31 protein-coding genes and 1 pseudogene are annotated in these 25,891 nt (G+C 37.9%); 23 read left to right on the top strand and 9 right to left on the bottom strand.

Annotated features, from left to right (window positions below; translation table 11 throughout):
- Positions 1-259 precede the first annotated feature (259 nt).
- The 6 genes from sirA (at position 260) to ACSVDA_RS06590 (ending at position 6,298) form a co-directional block, all read left to right on the top strand.
- Entirely contained in the window at positions 260-697 is a 438-nt protein-coding gene (sirA, locus tag ACSVDA_RS06615) for a sporulation inhibitor of replication protein SirA (protein ID WP_485881826.1), read from the top strand.
- Between the two features lie 184 nt (positions 698-881).
- On the top strand, positions 882-1,094 hold the full coding sequence (locus ACSVDA_RS06610) for a YneF family protein (protein ID WP_214482373.1): 213 nt from the start codon (positions 882-884) through the stop codon (positions 1,092-1,094).
- A 300-nt stretch (positions 1,095-1,394) separates the two neighbouring features.
- Positions 1,395-3,143 carry an ABC transporter transmembrane domain-containing protein gene (locus ACSVDA_RS06605; RefSeq protein ID WP_485881825.1) on the top strand — a complete coding sequence of 583 codons (1,749 nt, stop codon included), beginning with the start codon at positions 1,395-1,397 and terminating at the stop codon, positions 3,141-3,143.
- Positions 3,144-3,145: 2 nt separating this feature from the next.
- Entirely contained in the window at positions 3,146-4,933 is a 1,788-nt protein-coding gene (locus ACSVDA_RS06600; protein WP_485881823.1) for an ABC transporter ATP-binding protein, read from the top strand.
- Positions 4,934-5,049: 116 nt separating this feature from the next.
- Positions 5,050-5,757 carry a cytochrome c biogenesis CcdA family protein gene (locus ACSVDA_RS06595; protein WP_320210553.1) on the top strand — a complete coding sequence of 236 codons (708 nt, stop codon included), beginning with the start codon at positions 5,050-5,052 and terminating at the stop codon, positions 5,755-5,757.
- A 184-nt stretch (positions 5,758-5,941) separates the two neighbouring features.
- Complete coding sequence (locus tag ACSVDA_RS06590; protein ID WP_485881821.1) at positions 5,942-6,298, top strand: response regulator; 357 nt, start codon at positions 5,942-5,944, stop codon at positions 6,296-6,298.
- Between the two features lie 90 nt (positions 6,299-6,388).
- On the opposite strand, the gene ACSVDA_RS06585 is transcribed toward ACSVDA_RS06590, so the two are convergent.
- A complete protein-coding gene (locus tag ACSVDA_RS06585; RefSeq protein ID WP_485881819.1) occupies positions 6,389-6,559 on the bottom strand; it encodes a hypothetical protein in 171 nt (56 codons plus the stop codon).
- Between the two features lie 157 nt (positions 6,560-6,716).
- Here ACSVDA_RS06585 and ACSVDA_RS06580 point away from each other — a divergent pair, with 157 nt between their 5' ends.
- Positions 6,717-7,193 carry a CcdC family protein gene (locus ACSVDA_RS06580; protein WP_485881817.1) on the top strand — a complete coding sequence of 159 codons (477 nt, stop codon included), beginning with the start codon at positions 6,717-6,719 and terminating at the stop codon, positions 7,191-7,193.
- Positions 7,194-7,429: 236 nt separating this feature from the next.
- Here ACSVDA_RS06580 and ACSVDA_RS06575 read toward each other — a convergent pair whose 3' ends face one another.
- The 3 genes from ACSVDA_RS06575 to ACSVDA_RS06565 all read right to left on the bottom strand — a co-directional run bounded on the left by ACSVDA_RS06575 (position 7,430) and on the right by ACSVDA_RS06565 (position 10,030).
- Positions 7,430-7,855 (bottom strand): DUF2621 domain-containing protein, encoded by a 426-nt coding sequence (locus ACSVDA_RS06575; RefSeq protein ID WP_320210550.1) that lies wholly within the window; start codon positions 7,853-7,855, stop codon positions 7,430-7,432.
- A 544-nt stretch (positions 7,856-8,399) separates the two neighbouring features.
- Complete coding sequence (locus ACSVDA_RS06570) at positions 8,400-8,606, bottom strand: KTSC domain-containing protein (RefSeq protein WP_485881816.1); 207 nt, start codon at positions 8,604-8,606, stop codon at positions 8,400-8,402.
- 368 nt (positions 8,607-8,974) lie between these two features.
- Positions 8,975-10,030 (bottom strand): cytochrome D1 domain-containing protein, encoded by a 1,056-nt coding sequence (locus ACSVDA_RS06565; protein ID WP_485881814.1) that lies wholly within the window; start codon positions 10,028-10,030, stop codon positions 8,975-8,977.
- A gap of 786 nt (positions 10,031-10,816) precedes the next feature.
- Here ACSVDA_RS06565 and ACSVDA_RS06560 point away from each other — a divergent pair.
- The 3 genes from ACSVDA_RS06560 (at position 10,817) to ACSVDA_RS06550 (ending at position 12,147) form a co-directional block, all read left to right on the top strand.
- Positions 10,817-11,221, top strand: a complete 405-nt coding sequence (locus ACSVDA_RS06560; protein ID WP_485881812.1) for a helix-turn-helix domain-containing protein — start codon at positions 10,817-10,819, stop codon at positions 11,219-11,221.
- A 157-nt stretch (positions 11,222-11,378) separates the two neighbouring features.
- Entirely contained in the window at positions 11,379-11,537 is a 159-nt protein-coding gene (locus tag ACSVDA_RS06555; RefSeq protein ID WP_485881810.1) for a hypothetical protein, read from the top strand.
- 364 nt (positions 11,538-11,901) lie between these two features.
- Positions 11,902-12,147 carry a hypothetical protein gene (locus ACSVDA_RS06550; RefSeq protein ID WP_485881808.1) on the top strand — a complete coding sequence of 82 codons (246 nt, stop codon included), beginning with the start codon at positions 11,902-11,904 and terminating at the stop codon, positions 12,145-12,147.
- 18 nt (positions 12,148-12,165) lie between these two features.
- Here the strand turns inward: ACSVDA_RS06550 and ACSVDA_RS06545 are convergent, their stop codons facing one another.
- A complete protein-coding gene (locus tag ACSVDA_RS06545) occupies positions 12,166-12,306 on the bottom strand; it encodes a hypothetical protein (protein ID WP_485881806.1) in 141 nt (46 codons plus the stop codon).
- Between the two features lie 643 nt (positions 12,307-12,949).
- Entirely contained in the window at positions 12,950-13,120 is a 171-nt protein-coding gene (locus ACSVDA_RS06540; protein WP_485881805.1) for a hypothetical protein, read from the bottom strand.
- A gap of 236 nt (positions 13,121-13,356) precedes the next feature.
- Here ACSVDA_RS06540 and ACSVDA_RS06535 point away from each other — a divergent pair, with 236 nt between their 5' ends.
- Positions 13,357-13,920, top strand: coding sequence for a DNA-methyltransferase (locus ACSVDA_RS06535; RefSeq protein WP_485881803.1), 564 nt, complete (start codon positions 13,357-13,359; stop codon positions 13,918-13,920).
- Positions 13,917-14,267, top strand: a complete 351-nt coding sequence (locus ACSVDA_RS06530) for a hypothetical protein (protein WP_485881801.1) — start codon at positions 13,917-13,919, stop codon at positions 14,265-14,267. The genes ACSVDA_RS06535 and ACSVDA_RS06530 overlap by 4 nt, the downstream gene beginning before the upstream one ends.
- A 124-nt stretch (positions 14,268-14,391) precedes the next feature.
- Here the strand turns inward: ACSVDA_RS06530 and ACSVDA_RS06525 are convergent, their stop codons facing one another.
- On the bottom strand, positions 14,392-14,739 hold the full coding sequence (locus ACSVDA_RS06525) for a hypothetical protein (protein ID WP_485881800.1): 348 nt from the start codon (positions 14,737-14,739) through the stop codon (positions 14,392-14,394).
- 360 nt (positions 14,740-15,099) lie between these two features.
- Here ACSVDA_RS06525 and ACSVDA_RS06520 point away from each other — a divergent pair, with 360 nt between their 5' ends.
- Both ACSVDA_RS06520 and ACSVDA_RS06515 read left to right on the top strand, forming a co-directional pair.
- The gene (locus tag ACSVDA_RS06520; RefSeq protein WP_485881799.1) at positions 15,100-15,453 is read left to right on the top strand and encodes a hypothetical protein; all 354 of its coding nucleotides are present in this window, start codon (positions 15,100-15,102) and stop codon (positions 15,451-15,453) included.
- Positions 15,454-15,551: 98 nt separating this feature from the next.
- The gene (locus ACSVDA_RS06515; RefSeq protein ID WP_485881798.1) at positions 15,552-15,713 is read left to right on the top strand and encodes a hypothetical protein; all 162 of its coding nucleotides are present in this window, start codon (positions 15,552-15,554) and stop codon (positions 15,711-15,713) included.
- A gap of 311 nt (positions 15,714-16,024) precedes the next feature.
- On the opposite strand, the gene ACSVDA_RS06510 is transcribed toward ACSVDA_RS06515, so the two are convergent.
- Positions 16,025-16,471, bottom strand: a complete 447-nt coding sequence (locus ACSVDA_RS06510; RefSeq protein WP_485881796.1) for an S-Ena type endospore appendage — start codon at positions 16,469-16,471, stop codon at positions 16,025-16,027.
- Positions 16,472-16,671: 200 nt separating this feature from the next.
- Between ACSVDA_RS06510 and ACSVDA_RS06505 the strand changes: the two genes are divergently transcribed.
- The 9 genes and pseudogenes from ACSVDA_RS06505 (at position 16,672) to ACSVDA_RS06465 (ending at position 24,703) form a co-directional block, all read left to right on the top strand.
- Positions 16,672-17,541, top strand: a complete 870-nt coding sequence (locus ACSVDA_RS06505; protein WP_485881794.1) for a hypothetical protein — start codon at positions 16,672-16,674, stop codon at positions 17,539-17,541.
- A 332-nt stretch (positions 17,542-17,873) separates the two neighbouring features.
- Entirely contained in the window at positions 17,874-18,104 is a 231-nt protein-coding gene (locus ACSVDA_RS06500) for a hypothetical protein (RefSeq protein ID WP_485881792.1), read from the top strand.
- 2 nt (positions 18,105-18,106) lie between these two features.
- Positions 18,107-18,499 (top strand): phBC6A51 family helix-turn-helix protein, encoded by a 393-nt coding sequence (locus ACSVDA_RS06495; RefSeq protein WP_485881790.1) that lies wholly within the window; start codon positions 18,107-18,109, stop codon positions 18,497-18,499.
- Positions 18,500-18,631: 132 nt separating this feature from the next.
- On the top strand, positions 18,632-19,039 hold the full coding sequence (locus tag ACSVDA_RS06490; RefSeq protein ID WP_485881788.1) for a hypothetical protein: 408 nt from the start codon (positions 18,632-18,634) through the stop codon (positions 19,037-19,039).
- Positions 19,040-19,417: 378 nt separating this feature from the next.
- Positions 19,418-20,473: a cytochrome D1 domain-containing protein gene (locus ACSVDA_RS06485; protein ID WP_485881786.1), complete on the top strand. Its 1,056-nt coding sequence runs from the start codon at positions 19,418-19,420 to the stop codon at positions 20,471-20,473.
- 925 nt (positions 20,474-21,398) lie between these two features.
- Positions 21,399-22,202, top strand: coding sequence for a hypothetical protein (locus tag ACSVDA_RS06480; RefSeq protein ID WP_485881785.1), 804 nt, complete (start codon positions 21,399-21,401; stop codon positions 22,200-22,202).
- Positions 22,199-23,023 (top strand): hypothetical protein, encoded by an 825-nt coding sequence (locus ACSVDA_RS06475; RefSeq protein ID WP_485881783.1) that lies wholly within the window; start codon positions 22,199-22,201, stop codon positions 23,021-23,023. The genes ACSVDA_RS06480 and ACSVDA_RS06475 overlap by 4 nt, the downstream gene beginning before the upstream one ends.
- Positions 23,024-23,573: 550 nt before the next feature.
- Positions 23,574-23,981, top strand: a complete 408-nt coding sequence (locus tag ACSVDA_RS06470; protein ID WP_485881781.1) for a phage holin family protein — start codon at positions 23,574-23,576, stop codon at positions 23,979-23,981.
- Positions 23,981-24,703: pseudogene (locus tag ACSVDA_RS06465) on the top strand (N-acetylmuramoyl-L-alanine amidase family protein). The gene ACSVDA_RS06470 and the pseudogene ACSVDA_RS06465 overlap by 1 nt, the downstream one beginning before the upstream one ends.
- A 70-nt stretch (positions 24,704-24,773) precedes the next feature.
- Here ACSVDA_RS06465 and ACSVDA_RS06460 read toward each other — a convergent pair.
- Positions 24,774-25,820 carry a cytochrome D1 domain-containing protein gene (locus ACSVDA_RS06460; protein WP_485881779.1) on the bottom strand — a complete coding sequence of 349 codons (1,047 nt, stop codon included), beginning with the start codon at positions 25,818-25,820 and terminating at the stop codon, positions 24,774-24,776.
- Between the last annotated feature and the right edge of the window lie 71 nt (positions 25,821-25,891).

The raw sequence follows: 25,891 nt of genomic DNA, 5'->3' as shown, positions 1-25,891 counted from the left end.
ATCGGCTTTTTTAGCACTAATATTACTTTACACGAATTGTATACACGTTTTTGTCTTAGTAGGAAAAACAACTATTTATGTGAAAATAGCTTTCAACTTTTATATTATACGCTCGTAAATAAAATAGGTGATTATCATTAACAGACATATTAGACAGAATTCGGCAAAACAAGTGGCTCATTTTTGCGGAATAAGACAATAATTTAAATAAGACAAGTCTATAATTAGATTAAATATGTAGGATAAAGGAGGGAACTTCGTGAGACACTATCGTATTTATTTAATTGAAGAACAATTTGCTAAACATTATTTTGGACGAGAGAAAATGCTATTACAGTTGTTTGTAGATTATGAACATGCTAATAGTGCAAGAAAACAATTACTAAAAAAACAAATAGAGTATATAACTCAACCAATTCCTACTCATACAATCCACAAATTATTGGTGAAACAACTACACAACCAGAACGATAATAACTCTCATCGTAAGGTTCATTCCATATTATTACCTGATAATAAAAGCTATGCAAAATTAGTCGTATATGAAGAATACATGCAATTAACTGCTGAAGGAAGCTATGAAGCTGAAGCTGTATTTTTTGAAATTATAAGAAAATTCGACCCTTGTTTCTTAGCAATGGATTTACAGCTCGATCGGTATGGCTGGTTAAAACCAGTTAAAATGAATGCTCTTTAGTAATGTTAGAGAATCCTTCATTACCATTGTCACACGCATAATATTTTGAATGTTCTGTTAAAAAAATAAAACTACATGTTTTTTATAAAAATTATTTCTTATTGAGACTTTTGTGCTCAACTATTGTATAATCATATTTGGTTTAGTACACTGTAATGTAGACAATTTGAAGGAGGAAAATAGTATGTGGGAAATAGTTCTATGGGTATCTTTAGGTTTAATTGCTGGAGTTGCTCTAGGATTTTTCATAGCTCGAAAATATATGATGAACTATCTTAAGAAAAATCCACCTATTAATGAACAAATGTTGAAAGTGATGATGGCACAAATGGGTCAAAAGCCATCACAAAAGAAAATCAATCAAATGATGAAAGCAATGAACAACCAAATAAAATAAAGTTGTAAGGCACTCAAATGGTTGGGTGTCTTTTTATGAATTCGATTACAAATAATGAATATGGTCTGTAAATAAATGTTACGAAGTTTTCGTATGTGTTAGATTATTCATACATATCATTTCTTTGCAATACTGATAAACATTATTTTCTATGTTTATGTATATGCACATACCTTATCATAGTAAATATGAAGCACTTTCTCACTGATGGATTATAGGTGAAGAAAGGGTGGGGCAAGAGACTTACCTTAGTACAACGAATTACAAGTTTACTTGACTGAGTTCAATGGGGGACAAAAGATGAGTGTTTTTAAAGACTTGATGTGGTTTTTTAAAAAAGAAAAAAAGTCATATATTTTTGGGATTCTCGTGCTATGTATAGTAGCTATGCTGGAACTAGTAGCACCAAGAGTAATAGGGATTGTTGTAGATCATATTAATGATCAGACGTTATCAATTAACCTATTATTAAAGTGGATGTTGTTATTAATTGCAGTCACTATTATAGTTTATTTTCTCCGTTTAGTATGGAGGATGATGATTTTTGGATCATCAGTAAAGCTGGCTAGGTTGTTACGAAACCAATTATTTGAGCATTTCACAAAAATGTCTCAATCATTTTACCAAAAAAAGCGTATAGGTGACTTAATGGCACATGCTACAAATGATATTCAAGCCATTCAGCAAACAGCAGGTGCGGGAGTATTAACACTTGTCGACTCAGTAGCTACAGGTGGTTTTGTATTAATTACAATGGCAGCTACGATTAGTTGGAAATTAACATTAATTTGTCTAATACCAATGCCTTTTATGGCATTAGCAACCAATTTTTACGGAACATTATTACATAAACATTTTCATAAAGCTCAGGAAGCTTTTTCTTCTTTAAACGACAAAGTTCAAGAAAGTATTAGCGGGATAAAAGTTATTAAAACTTTTGGACAGGAAAAAGAAGACAATGAGGCATTTTTTGAACAATCTGAAGACGTAGTCAAAAAGAATGTAACTGTGGCTAAGATTGATTCGCTGTTTGACCCTACTATATCTCTCATTGTTGGACTATCTTTTCTATTGGCAGTTGGGTTTGGCTCAAGATATGTCATACTAGGTGAGATGACATTAGGAGAGTTAGTATCATTTACGACGTATCTAGGTTTACTTATCTGGCCTATGCTGGCTTTTGGTTGGCTGTTTAACATTGTGGAAAGAGGAAGAGCATCATATGACCGTGTGTCTAATTTATTATCTGAAAAAGTCGACATTGACGATGATTCAAAGGATAATAAGAAAACTCCCTCTGGTCATATTACCTATAATATTAATAGCTTTACATACCCTAATGAACAGCAAAATGTATTACATGAAATTAAATTTAAACTACAAAAAGGGCAAACAATTGGAATTGTAGGTAAAACGGGTGCAGGTAAAACAACTCTTTTAAAGCTCCTTATACGAGAGTTTGATAAATATGAAGGGGATATCTTATTTGGGGAACATCCTATTGAGAAATATTCTTTGCATGACTTACGTAGTGCCATAGGTTATGTGCCACAAGATCATTATCTGTTTTCAAGTACGATAGCAGATAATATTGCTTTTGCTAAACCTGAAGCATCAATTTTTGAAATACACCATGCAGCAAAGCTAGCTCATATTCATGAAGACATTACTGGATTTACACATGGTTATGAAACGGTAGTTGGAGAAAGGGGTGTTTCATTGTCAGGTGGACAAAAGCAACGGATAGCAATTGCACGAGCGTTGTTGATGGATCCAGAACTTCTCATTTTAGATGATTCTTTATCAGCCGTAGATGCGAAGACTGAGGAGAAAATTCTATCGTCTCTAAAAGAGAACCGTAACGGCAAAACAACAATGATAACATCTCATCGATTGAGTGCTATTCAACATTCAAACCTCATTATAGTTATAGATGAAGGAAGGATTATGGAACAAGGGACGCATGAACAGCTAATGAATCAAGCTGGATGGTATAAAAGGATGTATGTTACTCAGCAATTAGAAGCACTTGTTGAATTTGGAGGATAAACATGGATAAATCAATTTCTGCTAAAAAGCAGCGCCAAGTGTTATTTAGACTGCTTTCGTATACGAAAGCACATAAAAAATCTTTTGTCATTGCATTTACTTTACTAATAACAGCTACAACAGCTGATATCATTGGTCCAATCTTAGTCAAAATATTTATTGATGACTATTTAACGCCACAAAATTTAGAATATGGACCGATTCTATTGTTAGCAATTGGATATTTAGGTTCGATTTTGGCTAAAGTCATTATTCAATATTTCCAATTATTAAAGTTTCAGCAAATCGCACTAAAAATTATTCAGCAATTACGAATTGATGTATTTGACAAAGTACATAAACTTGGTTTATCGTATTTCGATAAAACCCCTGATGGGAGCATTGTTTCTAGAGTAACGAATGATACAGAAGCAATCAAAGATATGTTTGTAAGTGTTTTAGCAACTTTCGTTCAAAACGGTGTATTTTTAATTGGTATTTTCGTGGCTATGTTTTTATTAAATGTCCAATTAGCAATTTTTTGTTTAGTCCTTATTCCGATCATCTTTCTTATTATGAAAACTTATCGTCGTTACAGTTCTAAATATTATCAAGATATGCGTGAAAAGTTGAGTCAGCTAAATGCTAAACTAAATGAATCACTTCAAGGTATGGCAATCATTCAAGTTTTCAGACAAGAACGTAGATTAAGAGAAGAGTTCGCTCATATTAATGAAGGTCATTTTCGTGCGGGGATGAAGAATATTAAATTAGATGGTTTGTTATTACGTCCAGCTATAAACGTAGTTTCTACATTAGCATTAGTCCTAGTGCTTTCTTATTTCGGAATTATTTCAATGGAAGGACCTATTGAAATTGGAGTACTGTATGCATTTATTAGCTATCTAGACCGTTTTTTTGAACCTGTTAATGAGATGATGATGAGATTATCACTTTATCAACAAGCTATTGTGTCAGCTGATAGAGTATTCAATTTAATGGATGAAAATGAACTAGCACCTGATAGCGATAGTGATAACAATCCTTTGATCAAAGTTGGTAATATAGAATTTAAAAATGTTAGTTTTTCTTACGATGGAAAACAAGATATCTTAAAGAATATTTCGTTTACTGCAAACAAAGGTGAGACTGTTGCTTTAGTTGGACATACTGGTAGCGGGAAAAGTTCGATCATCAACCTGTTAATGAATTTTTATCAATTTAATCGAGGAGATATTCTTATTGATGGAGTATCTATTCGAAAATATAAAAATAAGGAGTTAAGGTCTAGTCTTGGCCTCGTTCTTCAAGATCCGTTTTTATTCGTTGGTACAATAGCTGATAACATCAAACTGAAAAATAATTCTATAAAAGAAGAGGATATAAAAAAAGCTGCACAATTTGTACAAGCTGATTCATTTATTGACAAGCTGCCGCATAAATATAATCAAGAAGTAGTTGAAAGAGGGTCAACATTTTCTAGTGGTCAACGTCAACTCATCGCTTTTGCAAGGACAATTGCAACAAACCCAAAGGTACTTATACTTGATGAAGCAACAGCAAATATCGATACTGAAACTGAGGAAGCCATCCAAGCTGCATTAACTAAAATGCGAAAGGGAAGAACGACAATAGCAATTGCTCATCGACTTTCAACAATTCAAGATGCAGACCAAATTCTCGTTCTCCATAAAGGAGAGATTGTTGAAAGAGGGTCTCACCAAGAGCTTCTTCATTTAAAAGGCCTATATTATAAAATGTTTATTTTACAAAATGGTCAATCTGATAAATTAGAAGAAATAGTATTTTAAGGAAATCATCAATCGAGATAGCTAGTTCGACACAAATATGTCACAATTTCAAATGAGGATTTAGCTATTTTATTTGCTAGAATATAAAGAGAATCTACTACGTAGGAGTTGTTTAAATGGCTGATGTTAACATCTTTCTAGCATTTGGAGCTGGTTTTTTATCTTTTATATCGCCTTGTTGTTTGCCATTATATCCAGCATTCTTATCATATATCACCGGTGTTTCTGTTGGAGAATTGAAGGATGAAAATACCAAATTAGCAAAAAGAAGCTTACTACATACAATATTTTTTCTGCTTGGTTTTTCAGTAATCTTTATTGCGATAGGATTTGGCACATCTTTTATTGGAGAATTTTTTATTAACTACAAAGATTTAATAAGGCAAATTGGTGCAATTTTAATTGTTTTCTTTGGTCTAGTTATAATAGGTGTCTTTAAACCTAAATTTATGATGAAAGACGTAAAGCTCGAATTTAAAAATCGTCCATCTGGTTATGTAGGATCTTCTTTAATTGGTATGGCATTCGCAGCAGGTTGGACGCCTTGTACTGGTCCAATCCTTTCGAGTGTGTTAGTGCTAGCTGCAGCTAATCCGGGTTCAGGAGTAATATACATGACTGCGTACTCTTTAGGTTTTTCAATCCCATTTTTAATCCTATCCCTTTTTATAGGAAAAATGCACTGGATACGCAAACATAATGTAACGATCATGAAAATTGGTGGATTTATAATGATCGTCTTTGGAATTATGTTGTTTTTTGACTTAATGACGAAAATAACGATTTATCTTACTCCATTATTTGGTGGTTTTACAGGATTTTAACTCAAGACGAGTGACGGGGACTTTTGTTCCCTGTTAATATGTTTTAAAGGGTCATTTTATGATAAATTAGGACTTTCATATCACAACAAAAGTATTGAAAAAATTGTGATTTTTCGATAAAGTATATGATGTCACTACTTTTTGACTATATAGAGCTAATAGAGTCGAGGGGGAGAAGAATTGTATGGCAAGAGTATTAATTGTTGATGATGCGAAATTTATGCGCATGACACTTGGAAACATAGTAAAAAAAGCACAACATGAAGTCGTTGGTGAAGGTGAGAACGGAAATGAAGCGATTAAGTTATACGATGAATTACATCCTGATCTAGTAACTATGGATATAACAATGCCTGGTATGGGTGGAATTGATGCAGTTAAAGGAATTAGACAAAAATATCCACATGCAAAAATTATTATGTGTTCAGCGATGGGACAACAAAAAATGGTTGTTGAAGCAATAGAAGCAGGTGCAAAAGATTTTATTGTTAAACCGTTCGATGAGGGTCGTGTAATAGAAGCTATTAATCGAGTTATCTAATTCCATAATACGCTTAGGTTTCTGTTGACGTAATTTGTAATAACGAATTAACGACACTGCCCTTAAAGTTCATGCTTTTCTTCTTTACAACTATGCTCCATACATAAAAGTTGTTGCTATTTTCCATGAAATTTGAGCAGTTGCTCTTTCGAGTGGCATAAATGCTACGAATGATTGATGTAATCGTGTCAGCTCTGAGGATGTAAAATATCTATTTATGCGAAAATCACCTATTTTAAAGACGATGGCATAAATCCTCATTTAAATGTTCTAGACGATCTCAACATAGTAAAAAAGTGCTAATGTAAAAAACCATTTAAGAAAAGGCTTAAATGGTTTTTTTATTTATCTACTATCGTTTATAATGATGATTACGTATAATAAACTTTATAGATAAATAAGCAAAGGATTGATTTGATTGATTTACGCTTCATCAATAGTTGCAATTTTAATGGCGATTGCTGTCATATTAATTAGAATGAAAGCAGCCAAGAAACCTACGAATGTAAAAAAAATAGTGTTACCACCAATATTTATGAGCACGGGGGCATTGATGTTCATCCATCCAATGTTTCGTGTTTCTTCAGCTGAATTGATAGAAGCATTGACAGTCGGGGCTCTCTTTTCAATACTTTTAATTAAGACTTCTAAGTTTGAAGTGAGAGGGGAAGATATTTATTTAAAAAGATCAAAAGCTTTTGTGTTCATTTTAATAGGACTATTAATCATTAGAATCATCTTTAAATCATACTTAAGTACACAAATTAACTATGCTGAGTTGAGTGGCATGTTTTGGATTTTAGCTTTTGGCATGATTGTACCTTGGCGTATTGCAATGTATTTTCAATATAAAAAGATTTATACATCCAGGTTGGCCACGAACGAATCGTTGTAACACTTGCAAATTTTGAAGAGCTTTTAAAATAGATCTTGTTAAAAACGTTGTTGCTTTTGTTAGCAATCTAGAAATGATTTTAATTAAATTAGAAATGAAAAGATGCACAAAACACAGTTTACTTTTAGTATGAAAACAACAAACAATGATAAAAAACGTAAAAAGAGGCTGTTCTCATTTTAAAATGCCCTTTATAAAGGGAGCACTTTAATTGAGTCAGCCTCTTTTAGTAGGTGTTAAAAAAAACTTTCGTACGGTGTTAGATCAATTTGTTTTTCGCGTAAAGTGCGAACTAAAAATTTATGATCTCTCTTAGGTGTTGCTAAAATATAACCCTTGATGACTAAACTTTGTGTAATTGAGTTTGCTTTTTCCTCTAATGCTATTTCACCAATTTTCCCTGCAATCTTTTGGCGGGCAACATCCCTAAAAAGTTCAGGTACTGGCTTAACTAATTCTTCTAATAAAGCTTTTTGGTCATCAGTCCACAAGTGATACGTTTTTTCAATATAATAATCTTGCCAATCCAATTCGGATTTTCCATCCTCTTTCGGAAGTCTTTTGAAGAATTTGCGGAACATGAAATAGCCTCCGATTGCAAACATGCCAATAAGAAAAACGACCCAAAACAGAATAAACCATAAAAACCAACCAGTTAACATCTTTTTCACCTCAAAAAATTCTCACGTTCACAACATCAAAATTAATATTATTATTGTTTGAGCTATAAAGCAACAAATTCTATGAAAATGTTTAAAATAACATTTCGACATTAATTGAAACAATTATCGTACATTTAAATATAAAGTATATGTTAAACGTATATCTGATTATAATATAATTGAAAAAAAATATAAAATATAACAAATTATTAGTAGAAGTAAACTTTCCGCAAGATTTATATGTATAGTGTTTTCTCTCTCCTAATAATTGTGGCAGATTTCTACTATTAAAACGATACCTAATGGTAAAAATTGTTTTTTACGATCATAATTTAGTAGCAGGAAGAACAAAGTTTATAAAAAGAGCAAAAAGAAAAGTTCTACAATAACTTGTTTTATCCATTGTTATTGATAAATATGAATACATACTATGGGGAAATCTCTACAAACTGTTTCATGTCTCATTTAAAATCTTACAGTGTAGATCTATGAGAGAAACAAGAAATAACTACTTGTACTAGCAGTTATTTCTCATAAATATGTTTTAAACGATACAATAACGGTATGAATTTTTAATATGTTTTGTAAAATATCCACTTTTTGAAGATGCTTCCATTAAATCTCTGTATACTTGGCTAGGAACTTCGTAGTAGTCACAAGTGATATATTTAAATTTAAGCCTTAAAATCATTCCGTTGTTATCATATCCCACTGCTTCTATTTTTGATGAGTTTATTGCTTGTAGCTGCATGATATCACCTCTTTACAGAATATACATAATAAATAAAAATTGTGTTAATTTAGCTGTAAAATGGTAACTGATGCAATTTACATATTATATATATTTTAAAGCACTCTATTTTTTGCTTGCTGGACTAGTTGATCAAAGCTAGAATGTAGTTTCTCAAGAAGTCCTTTCTACAAACACCGAAAAACAATTGTTTGGGTGAGGTAGGAAGGTATTTTTAATGGAGAACGGTTAAAGGAACACTGTACTAAACAGCAAGTGTTGACGATACAGTTTCAGGTTTTGACGAATAATAAGTAGGTAAGAGGGGAACACTACGCCATAATCGGTGAATAACCTCCCAAAATTAACCCCGTTCGTAATGAGTGGGGTTAATTTGGTGTGAAGGCTATAAAGAATGGTTCCGAACCGACCGGTATAGAGGCTATGATAGAATGAGTCTTAACATCGACAGCTGTGACTATACCCATGCCAATTGTGTTAGGGAAATACGCTAATTTTCCATCAGGGGACAAAGCTATAAAAAGGGCGGTGCCGATTACAAAACCAGTAATTATGTTAGAAATGATAGAGTGTGTTTTAGTATCTATAACACTGATTGTATTATTATTATTGCTACCGGCAACAGAAACAAAAGCGAGTTTTCCATTCGGGGTTATCGCTACATCAAACGGAATGCCGTCAACCTGAACTGTTGCAATCACATTATGCGTTTTTACATCAATGACGGAAACGGAGTTACTTGCTTGAGGGCCAGTTCCAGCGTTCGTTATATAAGCGAGCTTGCCGTTTGGTGTAAACGCAATTTTAAACGCCATAAGACCTATAGTAACAGAAGCAATTACGGAGTGTGTTTTCGTATCAATAACGGAGACAATAGAAGGGTTATTTCCATTAGAGCCAGCTACATAAGCAAGTTTCCCATCAGGTGTAAATTTTACATCTTGTGGAAAACCATCAACATTTATAGTCGCAATAACAAAATGCGTTTTTGTATCAATAACGGATACTGTTCCTGGGGCATCTGAACTTGTCACATAAGCGAGTTTTCCGTTGGGTGTAATCGAAACAAAAAATGGGCCACCACCAACCTCCACAGTAGCCATTATACGATGAGTTTTCACATCTATGACTGAGACCATGGCATCTCCGCGTCTAACCACATAAGCAAGTTTCCCGTCAGGTGTAAATTCAACGAAAGTTGGTGCTGCACCTACTTGAATATTAGCAATAACAGAATGCGTTTTCGTGTCAATAACAGACACAGTCATATCACCGCTATTAGTTACATAAGCGAGCTTGCCATCAGGTGAAAAGGCGACATTCTGAGGGTTTTCACCGACCCGTATAGTCGCAATCACGCTATGGGTTTTAGTATCAATAGCTGAGACAGTTCTATCGTTTATATTTGTTACATAAGCAAACATTGTCGTCCTCCTTTAATTCGTATATTTCAAATTATGCGATGAATTCCATCGTGAGAAGTGAAAAAGCCCCGTTTGTGATTAAACGAGATAAAATCGCTAGTCCAGGAAGGGAAATATAAATGCTGAAATTCCTTGACCTTGTGTAGTATGTATTTGTGATGTTTTTCTGTTAGCATTATTTATTCGTGTTAATAACTCATTTTCCTTCTACAGTCCTCCTTTACGCCACTAACTTATAGAGTATCTTTTTCTTCAATTTCCCATTATATATTAGTGTGTTAAACGCAGCTAAACGAGAAAGCCTACGAGATTTTGTGAGGATTTGGATTAGAGGTCGTATAATATCATGAGACATTAAACGGAGGAGGTAACGAAAAAAAAATATTTGCTGAAAAGTGCGCAGACTACAATCCTCGCGGGTATTATTATACGAATACTTAATCAAATGGATTTATTCCGAAAGGAGAATCGTAATTTATGAACAATATATCAATCTCACACGCTACAAAAATCGGACTACTAGCCGAATTGGGCGCCGAAAGATGGCAAACGCTTTGCCTCCTCGCAGCCTACACAAAAGAGGAAGGAACTACTAACGTCACTCAAGAACACATCGCCGACATTTTGAAAATGCGTCGAGAATCAGTTTGCCGTCGAATTAAAGCGTTATGCGACTTCCGATGGAAAGGCGAGCCGATCGTTTATAAGGAACAGATGAGCCATATCCGTACTAACCGATTCGAGCAATGTTATTATGCGATTAACTTGGAGGTGTTGACTTAAATCATGGCGGACAGCAAGCTAATTTCCATCGAATCACAATCCGAATATAACTTAACGTCCGGCAAATCCGAAACTAGAATCTTCGTCAAAATGTACGTTGATGCAGTCCAGTCGGGGCTAATTGGCGATATGGGAACGAAAAACTGGACGACCCTTTGCGTGATAGCTTCGTTTATGAATGAAAAAGGCGAGTGTTATCCGACGCAGAGTTCGATCGCCAACGGGCTTGGCGTTAGTAGACAGACAGCGAATAAGTATATTCAAAAATTGCTAGATTATCGTTGGGAAGGGAGGCCGGTTGTAATTGCGAAAAAAGGGAGGGCGAAAGGAGGAACGTTCGAGAACACAAGATATACAGTTTTACCGGTTAGTAGACTCGAAATATTTAACCATGTAAACAACGACTGACAACGTAACGACGAACATAGCGAGTGTTGACACTAAGAAGATAAAAGATAGCGCCAAGTACCTTGTCGCGGTGTCTATTAACTAACTTAAAGATTAACGTTAAAGTACTCAGCGATAAGAGGTACATAAGACATTAAAAGAAACGGAGGTAATGCGTATGAGAATGTTAATAGCGTTAATAGCCGGTCTAATAATACAGATCATCGCGTTAACTATCGTAGAATCAATACCAATCGTAGGGTATATCACTTACTTACTCGGTGTAATAGTCACTATAGTAATTATTAAACTATCTGAAAAGGAGGCGCATTCATGAACGTTCAAGTAAACGATAACTACCGATTAACCTCGGACTCACTCAACGTTATTGTTACTCGCAAGTACATCGCCGACCCAACTAAATCGCCAAGATGGGCTGAACTAAAAGTGAAGGGTTCATCGCCGGAACCTACAGTCAAATGGCGCGAGGTAGCTTACTGCCGATCGGTGGGCAAGCACTCGAATGGATAGTCGATCAACGTATTCGCGAGAGTGGGGCGGCTACCTTAGCGGAATTACTCAATGAAATTCAATCATTTCAGCGTGAGATCAGGGCGTTATTCACCGTCGAATGTAATTAGTCTCGGAAAGGGTAGAACGTTAAATAACACGGTATTTATAAGGGAGGAGGATATAGTACGATGAGAGTTTTCGAAAAGGTAACGATAAAAACCGAATCAGTAACGCAAGTGACTTGTAATTGCTGCGGCAAACAAGCCGAGGTTAAGGCGGGCGATTACGCGCAAGCCTATCATCCTATTACAGCGTATATTAATTACGAACAATCGTCGTTCGATCTTTGCGATGAATGCTTAATCGAGTTCGCAAGAAGTTTCAAAATTAAGCCGGAAGGGGCGGTGGAAAGTAAAAAGAGCAACGCCGAATAGCATCACTCTTCTTAAACATTATTGATTACTATCATCTGAACAACCGTTACATGGTGGACCGGCAAAAATTTCGTTAATTGTAAAATGTGACGTGCCGGCATAAGCAGTAATAACAACTGCGGAAATTAGGAGAATTCGTTTTAACTTTTTCACGCTCATTACCTCCTTTCTAACTTATTATATTTGACTAAAGTACGGCAATTCCTAGATCAACAAAATCGAAGGCATAAACTATCATTCTACCGTATCAAACACGGCAAAATAGGCGTCTTAACTCAACGCTAATACAATACGTATCAATGCAGTTAAAACGCCTAATATCAAACGAAAGTGAAGTGAAACGCAATGGCAAAAATTACCCGTAGCACGCGACTGGCGAGCAAGGGAAATTACGACCTGGAACTCGACAACATTTCACGCTTATCTCGACGATCGCCATAAAGAGCTCTACGGAGTTGATTACGTACCCTTTCGAAGCTGGCGAGTCGAACAGGGCCTAATCGGCAATATCATCGGAACAGCAAAGAAGCCACGCCAACACGAACCGGAGTTACTACGCCAATTTATTGACGAATGCTTTGCGGAATATAGGCCAACGCCACAATACCCCGGTATTAGTTTCGGGTTCATGTGGAGCTATAAGCGTAATATTTGGCAACGAGTATTGGTGGAGGAACAACGAAAGGGGGAGGTAGAGAGGAGCGTAAAGGCTAGCGACAAGTTTTCGGAGTTGGCGGATTGGTTGTGATGCACTCAATATTGTTGTAGAAAATAGTACAGACTATGTTAATTCTAGAGGTTTCTAAACAAAACCTTGAAATGGGATTTCAATTATATTGTATTTCTTCATTAATTGATCTACATCAACACCGTTGTTTTTATATAATTGATAATCCATATGATTTATACCGAACGGTATATCTCTATCAAATTGTGCACTGGAAAAGAAATCTTCAGCATCATAAATGATCATAATGTCTCTAAGGGAGGCAGTAAATGTCCTTTCTTCATATCCGTATCTTTTTATATCCTTACCAATGATACTATCTAAAGCATCTAAGGTATTTATTTCTAATGATTTTAGTTCTTGAATTATCGCATTTTCGTAATCACCAAATGTTGGTATAATTTACGGCATGGGAAACGGTGGGTAATAAAATGAGTAAAAAGAAACTTTTAGGTAGCGTTGAGTTGAATCGAATCTATCAAATGGATTGTATCGAGGGTATGCGGTTGTTGCCGGATAATAGCGTTGATTTAGTCGTCACAAGTCCTCCTTATGCGGATAGGCGAGAAACAACGTATGGAGGGATTAAGGCCGAGGAGTATAACGATTGGTTTATTTCGATCGCACAAGAGATTAAGAGAATTTTAAAGCCTACGGGATCCTTTTTCTTAAATATTAAAGCACACTGCGATAAAGGTGAACGTCATCTATACGTTTATGAATTATTAATCCGATTGAAGAGGGAAGTGGGTTTTAGATTTGTTGATGAGTTCACCTGGACTAAAAACGGCTTTCCCGGCAAATTGAAAAATAGATTTAAAAACGCATTTGAACCTGTGTTTCATTTCGCAAAGCATGAAGATATTATATTTAATCCGTACGATGTTGCTCATCCAATGAAAGAAGAAAGTGTTAAACGCTATCAAAGAAAAGCAACCGGAGATCCTAAGAACGGTAGTGGTATGGGTGGATTGCGAAATACTGAAAGAATGCGGAATATAAAGGTGGCGTTACCTAGTAATCACCTACACTTTGTACAAAAATGAAGGCATACCGAATTGACTTATATTACATCGATGACGGGGCAGAGCGAGATATATACGAAACACATGTTATTAGTACGTTTGAACCTAAGTATAATCGTGAAAAAGTGTACGTTAATTCCAGCGCTAGAGCTGACGAATTGTACAATTTAGAACATGATATCGATGCTCTTGCGTCTGAATTAGAAGAATTACAGCAAGAACTAAAGTTTCAAGACTGGCACAACAATAAATATAACGGTTGTTCTAGCGATTATATTCAAAGTAGAAATAGAGTGCAGGAAGTAAAAGAAGAGATACTGTTATTAAATAGAAGGAAAGCGGAAATAATTCGAAAATATTTTAAGTAAATGTGTATATTTTTCTGTAATCCTTATCGCAGTATATAGAGACCTAAATCCGATGATAAATTGCTTGTATCTAAATATAAACGGTCGTCCTCAACGGAGATAATTTCGTCTGAGAGCGATTGAGCTACTGATTCGGTAGCGATGTACTTATACATCTATCGAAGAACTTAAAGAAATAAGATCCGATACAATTATCTCCACCGTCACTTAAACACATAACTGTGATTCGAGTTACGTTTGTATATGAAAAAGTGAATACATTATCATTTTGACCTGGATCATTTCTCGGAGGTACATCGAACACAAAATCTGTACCATTTGTCGTAATCGTAGCACGGAGTCCACACTCAGATGAATCAAGTACAACAATATTTCCGGTCAGTAGACCTCTAAAGTTTCCTGCTAAAATAGTCATGGATTCACCGCACGCTATGTTAATATCACCACCTCGCTGATGATTTCCATAGGACAATCACAGCAAGCAGTTTGTTCTTTGACTGTGGATACAGTGCTACCGCAACATGATGATTTTGAAACATACGCACTCATTTTACTACCTCGTTTCATAGTTTGTTTGCGGTATTGTATGGTTAATTATTTAGTTTTGATTAGGCGTAAGAGTAAATATTTTGGTGTTTAATGGCCAACCGCAAATCAATGTGGTTGGCTTTTTATATTAGTCAAAGGAGGCGGTCAGTGCGCGAATTAACGCTATCGTATAGGAGTGCTCGGAACAACGGTGTTAGATATACATCTTTCAGTAATAGTAAAGTTATAATTTATCACACAAGTTTCTCCTGTACCTCCATTAGTACATGTAAGAGTTATTTGAGTGACGTTTCTATATGAGATGCATATAACATCCCCACTGATACAAGGACCTAAAGGAATATCCATCCCGTTTGAGGTTACTACTATCAGTATTTCACATGTTGTAGTAGGTTCTATATTAATTGTACCATTTACAGATCCTATAGTATTTCCATTGAAAAAAGAAAATGTTGGACTACCGCACTCTCGCTCTATTCTCCCTGAGCATTGGTCAACAATTACCGGGCAATCGCAACATGCAGTTTGTTCTTTGGTAGTAGTTACAGTGCTACCGCAACACGATGATTTTGAAGCATACGCGCTCATTATTCTTCCTCATTTCATAGTTTGTTTGTGGTATTGTATCGTTAATTAATTCGTTTTGATTAGGCGTAAGAGTAAATATTTTGGTGTTCTAAAGGTAATAGTAAATCAATGCGCTTTGTTATATTTCGGAAAAGGAGGCGACCTAACATGGCGCAAGAGCGCAAAGTTGGCGAGTTATCAGTGAAATTAAACGTTGATATTTCAGAAGCTATTACCGGTTTAAAGATGATTCAACGTAAAGCGAGGAAAGAATCGCAGGCACTTCGGGAGTTGGAGGCACAGAGTAACGGAGGTGATAGCAATAACTAACATTCTAGTAATCGATCGTTCAACAGGTGAAGAAGTCACGGCTGACTAATCGCCGTCAAGCTGCGGCATATCGCAAGCGCAAAGAAGCTGAGCAATACGAAATTACTGACGTAGGTAAGCGTTGGGTCGCCAGTTATCACGATCCGATTCGTAGTATCGTTAATTGAGGCGGGGGCAATCGTTAAGTTGTTTCCGTTTTTGCGTTTTAAGGGCGAGGGCAAATTGTTTAAAGCAATGCTTGCATCGTAGTGTAAACGGTCGCCCTCAGACGAAATTATTTCTTTTGAGGGCCATTGAAGAATCGAAGAAAATTAATTAAAAGGTATATTTTGCGAAGGAGATTGTGTAATACATCTTTCTGACGCAATAAAATCAAACTCACCTAAACAGTTGCCGGTACCTGTTGAGTTACATGTAACTGTAATAGATGTTACATTACTCATCGAAATAAACAAAGAGTTACTATTATTAGTTACTGCTGGATCATTCACAGGAGGAATACTAAAAGGAATATTATTGCCGTTAGAGACAACTATTATATCAATGCCGCATTGTGAATTTGGATTTACTTCAATAGTACCATTTACGGTTGAATTTGTATTTCCAGCAAAGATAGTATATGGTGGACTACCGCAGGCAAGATTAAACTCTCCATCATTACCGCCAGTAATAGCAGGACAATCACAACACGCGGTTTGTTCTTTGGTGACAGTTTTAGTGCTACCGCAACATGATGATTTTGGAACATAAGAACCCATAATTAAACCTCATTTCATAGTTTATTTGAAGCATAATATGCGAGGTTGTACGTTGTTGATTAGACGTATAAGTAAATATTTTGTAGTTAACTGATAGCACAATCAACGTGGTTGGTTTATTTATTTTGCGAAAGGTTAACGCATGAGCCGGGTATGTTCCGGCCAACCTTTCCGTTAAATAATTAATTGGAGGATAACGAATGACAAATAAAATACAAGGCACGACCAGCGAACACCGTTATTTTAGCGGTGTTTTTTCTTATGTAGATGAAAACGGCGAACCACGATTGTCAGCGCCAGTTGATACACATCGAGTGGTCAGTATCGAACAATCGCAAGCATTCAAAGCCGAGCAACAACGCGAGCAATGGCGCAAAGGTCGACAAGCGGACTTTACTGCGTCCAATATGCGAAACTTACATGAAGTGTACAGCGTACTAACAACGGCACAATGCGGTTATTTAATGTTATTACAGTGCTACGTTGGTTATGGCGGCGGCGCATTAACTAACGCTGATAAGTCGCCAATGACTAAATCACAAATGATGACCGTCCTACAACTCGATAAGAAGCCACGCACATTTTACGACTTCTATGACGCGTGTGTTGATCACGGCATTATTATCGAAAACAGCGACGACACTTACGCGGTTAATGAACGTTATCATTTCAAAGGTGCATTCGAAGATCAGTACGTTATTAAGTCGTACACGGCAAAAATCAAGCGTGTATATTGCGAAGTAAAGGCGACTGACATCGGTTTGATATATCGTATGTTACCTTACGTTCACATGGAAACGAATGCGTTATGCGCTAACCCTTTCGAGCAAGACCCGAAGCAAATATCGTGGTTTAATCGTAAGGAATTGGCGGAAGTGTTGGGCGTTCATCCTGACACGTTAGGGCGAAGGCTTCCGAAAATGAAGTTCGGTAGCGAATACGTGGTTGCGAGGATTAAGGTCGGCACCGAGCCGGAGCGATATACGTTTAATCCTAGTGTGTTTTATCGTCAAAACAAGAAGCCGGACGACACTTTGCTCGCCATGTTTAACGTGAAGAAAAGACGTTGATTCTCAATTAGAATTACGTAATTGATAACAAGTACGACCTTATTCGCACAAATCGGCGAAAAGTACGACTTTATTCGCACAACCAAAAACAGGGTTCGTACTAAGAGCGACAAGGGATGTAGCGATTTTGAGTGCGAAATTATATCTTAATCTTTGTCTACCGACCTAGATTGCGCCTCATTCCGTTTCACTACATTCGTCGCTGTGGCCCCTTTATCGTTGGTTATTAAATAATCGCCGAGGAAAGTAATAAAGGACAGTGACGAATTGAGCGAAGCGAAAGGCGGCACAATGGTTTTGAACTTATTAAATCGATTGAAAGGGCGGTGTGTATGGCGCTATTAAAAGAAACGGATGATTTCGGTTATATATTCGCAAACTACTCCGTTATATACGATGAGTTACCGGTAATAGACGATCTAGTATACGTAAGTTATATCGGCATCTTTAACGTTGATAACGTATATTTCAACGGTGATATAGACGTTAAGTATACCGATGATAAAGTATTAAGATTACCAACGTCATATTATCGTTTAATCAAACGGAAAGGAGGGCGTTAGTTATGGCACGGAATTTAACGGAAGCACAGATCACGGCAATTACGATATTAGCAATGCCGAAAAGGAACGGAATGAAGTACACTGAAATAGCCGAAGAGGTAGGCGTTACAGAACGTACATTACAGCGTTGGCGTAAACTCGATCATTTTAACGAAGAATTAAATCGTCAGATTATGCGCAACACACTCGACAGATTACCGGAAGTAATGGAGTCGATACCCGATCACATTATCAAGGACGGTAATGCTGCGATGTTTAGGACGTTGTTGCAGGCGCATAGTATGTTAACGGAGAAAGTCGAAGTCGATTCGAAAGGTAAAGAGGAAGGCGTAAGTATGTCGGATATGAAAGCGAAGATCGAACGATTTAAGCAAACGGTAGACACTGACGAATAGTGAGCGATAGTTAATAGGAAGGGATGCGGAATAATAGGACGGACTTGATGTCGGCTGAGGTCGTACGTCCAATCACGGTTATAAATATCGGCATAAAATACCGTATTAAACTGTGATTATGGAGGTAGATCAATGAGTCAGTATAAGAAAGTAAGTACTTGTTGCGGGAGTACTACCGGTAAGGATAAAACGTGTGATTGTCCCTGTCAATTGTTAGCGGATGATATAAATGTGGTAAATCAAGGTTTAAATAGTACGACTAATAATATAGCGGAAGTATACATTGGTAGAGCAGTTGGATTGCATGGTGAGGTCGTATTATTTGAAGGTCAAGATCCAGCCGGTGTAGGAGAGGTAGTTATTAACTTTACTTCAAATGGTATTATACATCCCATAACCCTAACTTTAAATGGTATTGGTACTCTCTCTAGCAAACTCTATTCATTTCTAAATGTAACTAAAATAGATCTGATGGTTATGAGTGGAGAAAATCTGACTGTAGAAGTAAATTGTGATGGAATGACACAACCGTGTAGTTAGGTCTGCACGGCATACCCGACGCGCGGTACCCCGAACACTTTGAGGAATATACAGGATTCTATACATTCCTGGTAGGATAGGCGGTAGTATAGAACGTTGATATACTGGGATTCCCCGAATGTATATGGCGAGTAGGGGTATTGGGGATTATGTATCATTAACAAACGTTGTTATATCAATCGTTCGAGCGTTTCTTCAATGTAACAAAAAGACTTTCTGTTACATTCGTTATACGATCGAATGAATAATGTATGCAACCCCCAAGCCACCCTATCGAAAAAGCGTTGTCAGGTGGAAAAACAATGCGGATATTAAAAATCACTTTGACCTTACTCTCGCATACACTGGTAAAAACGATTGTAAGGAGGTCGGTACAGAATGGTACTGGCTTATGTTTCAAACACTCAATCCCAAACAATATCAATCATAGATACGACAACCCAAGCTGTTATTGCTACTGTTTCTGTAGAAGGGCCGCCGGACACTATTGCAATCACACCAGATGGTAAAATTGCTTATGTGTTGTTTGCAGATGACGCAAGTGATATGGCTTTTGTGTCTGTAATCGATGTCAAAACACACTCAGTAATTGCTACTGTCCCATTAGGGATAGACTTCAATTTTGTTAACGGTATAACTTTTACCTCCGACGGAAAGTTTGCTTATGCAACGAACGCAGGATCGAATAATATATCGGTCATAGACACGAAAACACACTCTGTTATAGCCACAGTAAACGTGGGTGGAAGGCCCGTGTTTGTCGATTTTACTCCGGATGGAAAACTAGCTTACGTTGTGAATAGGGATTCGAATAACATTTCAGTCATTGATACGAAAACACACTCCGTTATTGCTACAGTGCCAGTAGGGGAGACTCCGGTAGAGTTGGCATTTACTCCGGATGGAAAGTTAGCTTATATAGCTAATGAAGGAACGGATGATAATCCAAGTAATAACGTGTCAGTAATAGATACAAAAACTCATTCTGTTATCGCTACTGTGATGGTAGGAAATGAACCACAGAACGTTAAAATAACACCTGATGGAAAACTTGCTTATGTTGTGAATACAAGCGATTCCACTGTTTCAGTAATTGATGTGAAAACTAACATTACTATCGCAACTGTGTTTGTAAGTGCTGGAAGTACGCCCCCTACAGGAATCGCCATTTCACCGAATGGAAAGTTAGTATATATCAATTCTTCTACTGGAGATGCGGTAACGGTAATAGATACGAAAACTCATGCTGTAGTAGCGACAGTTCAAGTGGGTAACAATCAACTTTTTTCTGAATTTACTCCGGATGGAAAATTTGCTTATGTTGGAAATGCTACTCAAGGAACAGTTTCGGTAATCGATGTAAAAACCCATTCAGTTATCTCAACCGTCGACGTTGGAGATAGACCGTTAGCTATTGCATTTACACCGAACTAACATAACGCAAATTTATATGTTCAAAAAGCTCGCCATCAACGGTGGGCTTATTCGCGTGCACTAAAACGGAAAGGAGGGCGATTTATTGGCGTGGGAAAATGGCGAATGGCTCGAATACGACCAACGACAGCGTAAAATCGAAGAAATAAACGACATTATTACGTTAATAGACGCTGAATATACCTCAGCCGAAGAAATGCCGGTGGAAATTGCGCAGGACTATTTCGAACTAATCGAAAAGCTCGAGCGTTACAACCGAATTCATCGTGGCGAACGTGACTTGCTCTATTTCGCATACGAATATTTAAGTGAGGACTTGAACCCGGAAAACTCCGGTAACTGGATTCCGAGTTACGATTTCGATCCGGAAAACGAACCACCTAGCAACGTATTAGCAAACGCTCCATCGTTTCACCATGAAATTTGTGGGCTAATGGACGAAGTATCATACGTTAAGCGTAATGATAAGGTCGGAGTCGCAGCGCCCCGATCTCACGCTAAATCGTCGTTTCTTTCAAAGGCGTACCCTATACATGAGGTCGTGTACCGATTGCGCAAATATATCATCATTATTTCGGAAACACCGGACGTATCGAGCGCCAACATGGACTGGATTTCGAATCAACTGAAATATAACGAAAAATTACGCGCCGACTTCGGCCCATTACTCGACCCAAAATTGCAAGGGAACGAAAAGGATAATTCAAGCGAGTTCATCGCTTGGCATCCGATTGTTGGCGAACAACACAGACGCGAACGAGTAGCGTTAGTTCAAGCAGCGTCGACCGGTCAACGTTTACGCGGTCGTAACTGGGATCGTAATCCCCCTGACTTGGTTATTTGCGATGATTTAGAGGACGCCAACACAAACGCATCAACGCCGGAACTTCGAAAGAAACTTCGCGAGTGGTTCACGTCGGTTGTTATGCCACTCGGCGACCCGAAAGGTGAATTAACAGCGTATGTATACATGGGAACGACCGTACACCACGACGCTTTATTAATGAACATTTTACATAAACGGTCGGACTTCCGGACTAAAATATATCGCGCGATGATTGAGCAGCCGAAGAACACGGCGCTGTGGGAGCAATGCCGAGAAATCGGTGGTAACTCCATATTACTCGCACACTTTGACGGTAATCTTGAAGCTGGCGAAGTAGTTTTCAACGGCTTGCATATCGGAGAATGGCACGTAATGCGTGACGGTAAGAAAATCTACCAAATTGCCAATGACGAAGATATTCCAGCGTATGACTATACGGATTACACAGTCGTTGCTCAACGAGAGTACGAATACGCAGTTAAACCTATTGCAGTCAATGGCGTTGAAGGAGACGCAATCGGTAAACGAATTACGCCAACTCACAACGGATATTGGCTTGTTGACGAAGATAATCCGACACATATTTTGTTTCAGTTTTTATACAACACGTTCCCTACTCCGATTCCACTCGAAGAAGATCGCGCAGGAATTCGAACATTCGCAGAAAAACCGTTTATACGTTACGGTCAATACTACGCTGAACGAGGAACGATTACCGATCTATTATCTGAACGTGAGGATTACGAAAGATTACGAAGGTTAGCACTAAAACGAAAGCCGTTATTATTAAAGTCGTGGCGAGATGATAGTTGGCGTGTGAATATTTTTAATATACAACGGACTCCAAACATCGAAGGAGAAACGTTGTCAGTAGATTGGGTCGAAGTAGGTGATAAGCCGTGATTATTGCAAGTGATACATTCAAAATAACAGCAAAGCAAGTAATCGCCGATGTATATATTAAACTAGAATTACTAGATCGCGATGAACAAGTAATTGACGTAATGACCTCGAAAGCTATTGACGGTTCTATTGACATCGATAAGACAAGAGGTGTAAGGCGTAGTTTTGCGCTAACACTCGAGAATGATTATAACGAGTTTAATTGGTCGGCAGGAGGGCGGATATGGCTCAACAAAAGAATACGGTTATACGTTTCATATGACAGCGTCGAGTGGATTTCACTCGGCGTTTTTATTATCGATGGCCCGGCTGCAAGTTCTAGCCATGACGGTAATGTAATAGCCGAAATTAGCGGTGGTGATAAATGGCGCTTACTTGACGGCAGTCCAATCGGAAACTTTACGTACAACACCACGATAGAAACGGGCTCGTCGGTATATGACGCGATTGAATTGATTGCGGTAGAAGGCGGTATTAATAATCTTCTTTTTGACCCTTGTGACGCTACCATTCCGTACACACTCAACTACGATACGGGAACGGCACGGGGTGACGCAATGAAAGAGCTTGCTGACTTCGCTAATTACGATATTTACTTTGATAATAACGGTTATTTACGATTTCGCCAGAAGGTAGATTATGAAAATGCCCCGATTGTTGAAACGTATGATAAATCGCAGTATACAACCTATGCCGGCAGCGTTAAACGTTTAGACACGAAGGAACTATGTAACAAAGTAATCGTAGTGGCTGGTAACAATCGTGAAATAACGCCTCGAACAGTCCAATTTCAATCAGAAATATCGGCGAGAGATTACTAGAGTGGCGCGGCCACTCGGCGCATTTAATCACAACGGAGGAAGAGGCACAAAACCGAGCCGACTACGAATTACAGCGAGCCTCACAAATTGGCGAAGTTCAAGAAATAACGATATTGCCGAACTACTTACACGAAGCCGACGACGTATTACAACTCGTAGAGGACACGACAGCAACTAATGATAAATACGTGATTGAACGTTTGAATATACCGTTTCGAGTTGGCGAATACATGACGTTAGAAGCGAGGCGGGTGATATCGCTTGTTTAAAAATCTCGAGCAGTTTTGGCGTGGTATTGATCGAGTAATTAACGATAAGATTGATGCCAAATTGAAGCGGTATACTCATTTCGCAGATTACGGCGAGGTGGTGACAGTTGGAGGTTCAACGGCAGACATAAGGATTAACGTCAGTGTTGTTAAATCGGTGCCTTATCGCAGTGATCTGACGTTACTTACAAATGATAAGGTTGTGGTTTTAAGACTGAACTTTAACGCAAATGAACGATTAATTATAGACAAAATTTAGAGGCCGAAAGGGAAACAAAATGATGGAACGATGGGACATTTTCGCAAAACTAGGAATTGGCGTTGGAGGCTCAATATCAACGTATTTGTGGGGAGGATTTGACGGCTTAATGGTGTTTTTATTATCTGTAGTCATAATTGATTTTGTTTCGGGATTAATCGCGGGTGGCGTTGAGGGTAAGTTATCGAGCGCGATCGGCTTCAAAGGTATCGCAAAGAAACTCGCAATATTCATCAGGGTTGCAGTCGCACATTTAATCGATAACGCTATAGGCGACGGAAGTTATTTAATTCGGAATGCATCGATATTCTTCTATGCAGCGAACGAGGTGTTATCGATTATTGAAAACGCCGGACGAATCGGTGTGCCAGTGCCGGCAGTTATTTCGCAAGCAGTCGACGTACTAAAGAACAAAGGAGGCGTTAAGTAATGGCGAAACCACTAATAATTATTGACCCTGGGCACGGCGGAAAAGATCCAGGCGGCGGTTCGAATCAACACTGGAAGGAAAAAGACCTCGTATTAAAAATATCGCTATATTAATACGAAAGGTTTAAGGCGCTATGTGTTCCGGTTGCTTTGACTCGTGATTCTGATGTATATTTGTCGCCAAGTCATCGGACTTCAAAAGTTAAGTCAAGCGGTGCTAAATATTGCATATCAAATCATATTAACGCAGGCGGTGGCGATGGAGTTGAGACAATTCATTCGATTTACGCAGACGATGATTTACCGAAGTTATTGGCGCAGGAAATCGTAAACGAAGGTCAAAACATGCGTCGAGTATTTACGCGAACTCTATCATATAACAACAAGAAAGACTACTATTATATGCACCGGGATACTGGCGCAGTTAATACAACGATTGTAGAGTACGGGTTTGCCTATTCGAAAAAAGATGACGTGACGCAATTACTTAACGATTGGCAGGATTACGCGGAGGTGGTTGTGCGTGCATTTTGTCGTCATATTGGACATACGTATAAGCCAGTTGCAACGAAGCCAACGCCATTAGCCTACGAACAGGAATTAGAGGAAGCTATCGAATGGGCGAAGGCGGAAGGGATTTCGAATGGTGAACGATTGAATGTAGCATGTACGAGAGGGCAGTTATTTCTCATGTTATATAGGGCGTTGGCGAATAATAAATAGGTAAGCGTGGAAAGCTACGGACAATTGGTGAAACCCCCCACGAAAAAGCCCTGTTCTTAATTGAGAGGGGTTAATTCGGTGTGAATGCGATAGCAGACGGACGTGTGCCAACGTCGACGGTTGCATTTACCGAGTGCGTTTTTACGTCAATTACCGATAACGTGCCGTCATCGAGATTTCCAACGTACGCCAACTTACCATCAGATGTAAATTCGACAAAACTATGGTCGCTACCTGCTTGAATTGTTGCAATTACCGAGTGTGTTTTTGTATCAATAGCCGTTACTGTATCGCTACTAAGCGTACTTACATACGCTAGTTTACCATTCGGAGTAATTGAGATGTTGTTCGGTCTATCATTCTGATTAGCTACCGGTACAGTAGCGATAACAGAGTGCGTTTTCACGTCTATTGCAGATACAGAACCAGTACCACCTGTATTTCTGTTTACGACATAAGCAAGTTTCCCGTAAGGCGTAAACTTTACATCAGAGGGACGGTTTTTAACACTAACAGTTGCGATAACGGAGTGCCTTTTTGTGTCAATTATAGAGCAAGAATTACCGAAAATATTTGTCACATAAGCTAGCTTTCCATCCGGAGTAATTGCGATATTACTTGGCAAGCTTCCTACTGGAATAGTAGAGATAACGGAGTGAGTTTTTACGTCTATCACGGAAACGCTATTGTTGTTCGATGATCCGTTTACGACATAAGCGATTTTTCCATCTGGAGTAAACACGACAGAGTTTGGAGAAAAACCAACTTGAATGGTTACCAAAACCGAATGAGTCTTTGTATCAATAACCGAAACAACATTTTCCTGACCGCCCTCTAAACCCCCATGTACAACATAAGCGAGCTTTCCATCCGGAGTAATTGCGACCATCCTTGGCGCTCTAGGTACAGTAATAGTTGCTATAACCGAATGTGTTTTTGTATCAATTACGGACACACTGAATGAATTTTGATTTGTGACATATGCAATTTTTCCATCCGGAGTAAAGGCTACACTACTAGGACTTCCCCCTACTGAAACAGTAGCAATAACAGAATGAGTTTTAGTATCGATAACTGAAACTCCTCCACTATTATTCACAATATAAGCCAGTACCATCGTACCGACCTCCTTGCACTCGTTTATAACAAGTGTATGCGGTAATTTCCGTTGTGAGTATTGAAAAAGCC

It is taken from the genome of Cytobacillus sp. Hm23, assembly GCF_051842895.1.
Taxonomy (GTDB): Bacteria; Bacillota; Bacilli; order Bacillales; family SM2101; genus Nanhaiella.
This window is presented reverse-complemented; position numbering and strand designations above follow the sequence as displayed.